Source organism: Streptomyces tateyamensis (genome assembly GCF_003205575.1).
Taxonomy (GTDB): Bacteria; Actinomycetota; Actinomycetes; order Streptomycetales; family Streptomycetaceae; genus Kitasatospora; species Kitasatospora tateyamensis.
Genome location: NZ_PYBW01000187.1, coordinates 1 through 4935, shown reverse-complemented (window position 1 = coordinate 4935; position 4935 = coordinate 1). Strand labels below are relative to the sequence as shown.

Below are 4935 nucleotides of genomic sequence, written 5' to 3'. Positions count from 1 at the left end.
ACCATGTACGCGGCACCGTCCGGTACGCCGACACGTTGACCACCCTCGTCAACGACGGCGTCACCCGTTTCGTCGAGGTCGGCCCCGACGCCGCCCTGACCCCCATGGGCCTGGACGACCCCGCCCTGTCCTTCATCGCCACCACCCGCCGCGACCGCGACGAGGTGACCACCCTGCTCACCGCCCTCGGCGAGCTGCACGGCCGGGGTGGCCGGGTCGACTGGGCCGCCTTCTTCGCCGGCACCGGGGCACGCCGGGTCGACCTGCCCACCTACGCCTTCCAGCACCAGGAGTACTGGCTGACCCTGCCGAGCGCGACCGGCGAGGCAGCCGGGCTCGGGCAGACCGGGGCAGGGCACCCGCTGCTCGGCGCCGCGCTGGAGCTGCCGGCCAGCGACGGCCTGGTGCTCACCGGCCGCCTGACCGCCGCCGCGCAGCCCTGGCTGGCCGAGCACGACCTGCTCGGCACCATCACGGTGCCCCCGGCCGCCCTGGTCGAGCTGGCCCTGCATGCGGGTGCCCGGCTCGACTGCGCGGGTCTCGCCGAGTTCACCGTGCTCGCCCCGCTGCCGCTGCCCGAGCAGGGCGCGCTGGCCGTGCAGGTCGCGGTCGGTGGAGCGGAGGCGGACGGGTCCCGTTCGGTGAATGTGCACGCCCGCGCGGACGAGGGACCGTGGACCCGGTACGCCCATGGCACCCTGACGGCTGAGGAGCTCGCCGATCCGGCCGAGCTGACCGCCTGGCCGCCGGCCGGTGCCACCGCCGTGGACAGCGCCACCTTGACTGAGCGCTTGCTCACCCAGGGGATCGGCCACGGCCCCGCCTTCCAGACCGTCACCGCCGCCTGGCAGCGCGGTGAGGAGTTCTACGCCGAGCTCGCGTTGGGCGAGGAGTACGGCGCCTCGGCATACGGACTGCACCCCGCGCTGCTGGAGTCGGCGCTGCAGCCCGCCCTGCTCGCGCAGCAGGGGGCCGGGCTGGCCGCCCAGTGGCACGGTGTCCAGCTGTACGCGGCCGGTGCGGGCGAGCTGCGGTTGCGGCTGGCCCCGGCCGAGGGCGACGGCGCCCACCGGCTGGACCTGGCGGACGCCACCGGCCGCCCGGTTGCCACGGTCCGTCAGCTGACCACCCGTCTGCTGACTCCCGCCGAGCTGGCCACCCCGGGTGCGGAGGGGCTCTTCACGCTCGACTGGCAGCCCGTCACTTCGACCAGCGCCGCCGAGGGGACCTGGGTCGACCTGGACACCCTCGACGCCCTGCTCGCGGCCCCGGAGCTGCCCGCCCGGGTGCTCTACCAGGTCCCCGCGGCGGCGGACGAGCACCTGCCCGCTGCCGTCCGTGCCACCACCAGCACGGTGCTTGCCCTGTTGCAGGCCTGGCTGGCCGAGGAGCGGTTGTCCGCCACCACCCTGGTGCTCGCCACCCGGCAGGCCGTCGGCCGCCCCGGCGAGCCGGTCGCACTCGCCCAGGCGCCCGTCTGGGGCCTGGTGCGGGCCGCCCAGGCCGAGTACCCCGACCGCTTCGTGCTGGCCGACCTGGACGGCACCGAGGAGGCGCTCGCCACCCTTCGCCGGACGGAGCCAGCCGACAACGAGTTGATGGTCCGTCAGGATCAGCTGTTCGTTCCCCGGCTGACCCCTGCCGAGCCGTCGGCCGGCGCCTGGGACGCCGAGGCCACGGTGCTGCTCACCGGGGCGGGTGCCCCGGCCGGTGCCGCGTTGGCCCGCCACCTGGTCCTCGCGCAGGGCGTGCGGCAGCTGCTGCTCACCGACGGCAGCGCCGAGCTGGTTGCCGAACTGGCCGAGCTGGGCGCCGCGGTGACCATCACCGAGACCGATCCCGCCGATCCGCGGGCGCTGGCCGAGCTGCTGGCCGCGATCCCCGCCGCCCACCCGCTGGGCGCCGTGGTGCACGCGGCCGGCACGACCGACCACGGCCTGCTCGCCACCCTCACACCCAAGCAGTTCGACGCGGTGCTGCACCCGAAGGCCGACGCCGCCTGGCAGTTGCACCAGGCCACCAGGGACCTGCCGCTGACCGCCTTCGTGCTGGTCTCCTCCGCCGCCGGTCTGCTGCACGGTGCCGGAGCGGCCAACTTCGCCGCCGCCAGCACCTTCCTGGACGCGCTGGCCGCCCACCGCAGCGCGCTGGGCCTGCCCGGCAGTTCGCTGGCCCTGGGCACCTGGGAGGCCGCCGAGCCGGACCAGGTGCAGCTGACCCGCACGGCGCGGGTGGGGCTGCCCGCGCTGACCGTCGAGCAGGGCCTGGCCGCCTTCGACGCGGTGCCCGCCGGACCGGTCGTGGCGCTGCGGCTCGACCAGTCCACGCTGCGCTCGCTCGGTGCCGAACTGCCCGCACTGCTGCGCGCGGTGGTCCGCACCCCGGGCCACCGCTCGGCGGCCCGGGTCGAGCAGGACGGCGCCGCCGAGCTGCGCCGCCGCCTGGCCGGCCTGGCCACCGAGGCCGAGCGCGGCCGGGTGCTGCTGGAGCTGGTCCGAACCCAGGTGGCAACCGTCCTGGGGCACCCCTCTCTTGAGGCAGTGGAACCCGGACGGGCCTTCCAGGAGCTGGGTTTCGATTCCTACGCTGCGATCGAGCTGCGCAGGCGATTGGGCGCGGCCACCGGGTTGGCACTGCCCGCCACCCTGGTCTTCGACTACCCGACCTCGCGCGCGGTCGCCGAGTACCTGACCGCCGCGATCGACCCGGCCGGCGCGGACCCGAGCGCGCCGCTGCTGGGCGAGGTCGACCGGCTGGACGCCGCCCTGGCGGCGTTCGCGCCGACCGGCGGGGCAGCCGCCAAGATCACCGCGCGACTGGAGGCCCTGCTGCGCAAGTGGCAGGACCTGCAGGCCACCGACCACGACACCGACACCGAGGCCGACCTCGACGCGGCCACCGACGACGAGCTGTTCTCCCTGCTCGACGGCGAACTGGGCATCTGACGAGATTGGTTGAGGGACAGATGAGCAACGACGACAAGCTCCGGGACTACCTCAAGCGGGCCACCGCCGACCTCCAGCAGACCAAGCGCCGGCTGCGGGAGGTGGAGTCCGCCCGGCACGAGCCGATCGCCATCGTCGCGATGAGCTGCCGCTACCCGGGCGGGGTGAGCACGCCGGAGCAGCTTTGGGAGCTGGTCGCCGAAGGCCGGGACGGGATCACCCTCTTCCCGGAGAACCGGGGTTGGGACACCGCCAATCTGTACGACCCGGAGCCGGCCACGCCGGGCAAGAGCTACGCCCGGGAGGGCGGGTTCCTGCACGGCGCGGGGGAGTTCGACGCCGACTTCTTCAAGATCAGCCCGCGCGAGGCCCGGGAGACCGACGCCCAGCAGCGGCTGATGCTGGAGACCGCCTGGGAGGCCGTCGAGCGGGCCGGGATCGACCCGCTCTCGCTCAAGGGCAGCGACACCGGGGTCTTCGCCGGCGTGGTGTACCACGACTACGCGCTCGGCGGCGGCCCCGGCGGGCTGGCCAGCGTGGCCAGCGGCCGGGTCGCCTACGTGCTCGGCCTGGAGGGGCCGGCGGTCACCGTCGACACCGCGTGCTCTTCCTCGCTGGTCGCGCTGCACTGGGCGATCCAGGCGCTGCGTAGCGGCGAGTGCTCGCTGGCGCTGGCGGGCGGGGTGACCGTGATGGCCACCCCCGACTCCTTCGTCGGCTTCAGCCAGGACCGCGGGCTGTCCCCGGACGGACGGTGCAAGTCCTTCGCCGCGGCCGCCGACGGGACCGGCTGGGGCGAGGGCATCGGCATGCTGCTGGTGGAGCGGCTCTCCGACGCGCGCCGCAACGGGCACCCGGTGCTCGCCGTGGTGCGCGGCAGCGCGGTCAATTCCGACGGTGCGTCCAACGGCCTGACGGCGCCCAACGGTCCGTCCCAGCAGCGGGTGATCCGGGCCGCGCTGGCCGACGCCCAGCTGACGGCGGACCAGGTCGACGTGGTGGAGGCGCACGGGACCGGCACGGTGCTGGGTGACCCGATCGAGGCCCAGGCTTTGCTCGCCACCTACGGCCAGGACCGGGCGAAGCCGCTGCTGCTCGGCTCGCTCAAGTCCAACATCGGCCACACCCAGGCGGCGGCCGGCGTCGGCGGGATCATGAAGATGGTCCACGCGATGCAGCACGAGCTGCTGCCGAAGACTCTGCACGTCGACGAGCCCACCCCGAAGGTGGACTGGAGCGCGGGCAGCATCGAGCTGCTCACCGAGGCGGTCGCCTGGCCGGCCGGTACCGAGCCGCGCCGGGCGGGCGTCTCCTCGTTCGGGCTCAGCGGGACCAACGCGCACGTGATCATCGAGGAGGCGCCGGCCGTGGAGGTCGCGGCGGCGGAGCCGGTGGACGGCCCGCAGCTGCCCGCCGTGCCGCTGCTGCTGTCCGCGCGCAGCCCGGAGGCGCTGGCTGCACAAGCCGCCGCGCTGCGGGCGCACCTCGCGGAGCGGCCCGAGCTGCGGCCGCTGGATGTCGCGTACTCGCTGGCTACGGGGCGGGCGGCGCTGGAGCAGCGCGCGGTGGTGGTCGCGGGGGACCGCGAGGCGGCGCTGGCGGGGCTCGTGGGGCTGGCCGAGGGGCGCACCGCGGGCGCGGTGGCGAAGGCGGACGGGCTGACGGCGTTCCTGTTCTCGGGGCAGGGGAGCCAGCGGGTGGGGATGGGTCGTCAGTTGGCGACTGTGTTCCCGGTGTTTGCGGCGGCGTGGGATGAGCTGGCTGGGCATCTGGATCTGGGCAGCGATGAGGAGTTGAACCAGACGCAGTATGCGCAGCCGGCGATCTTTGCGTTCGAGGTGGCGCTGTTCCGGCTGCTGGAGTCGTGGGGTGTGAAGCCGGATTATCTGGCGGGTCACTCGATCGGTGAGATCGCGGCTGCGCATGTGGCGGGTGTGTTCTCGTTGGAGGATGCCGCGAAGCTGGTCACGGCGCGTGGTCGCCTGATGCA

2 protein-coding genes are annotated in these 4935 nt (G+C 74.4%); both read left to right on the top strand.

What is annotated here, in order from left to right; translation table 11 throughout:
- The coding region (locus C7C46_RS31870) for a type I polyketide synthase (RefSeq protein ID WP_220040735.1) at window positions 1–2945 on the top strand (2945 nt) is incomplete at its 5' end.
- Window positions 2946–2965: 20 nt separating this feature from the next.
- The coding region (locus C7C46_RS31865; protein WP_146259301.1) for a type I polyketide synthase at window positions 2966–4935 on the top strand (1970 nt) is incomplete at its 3' end.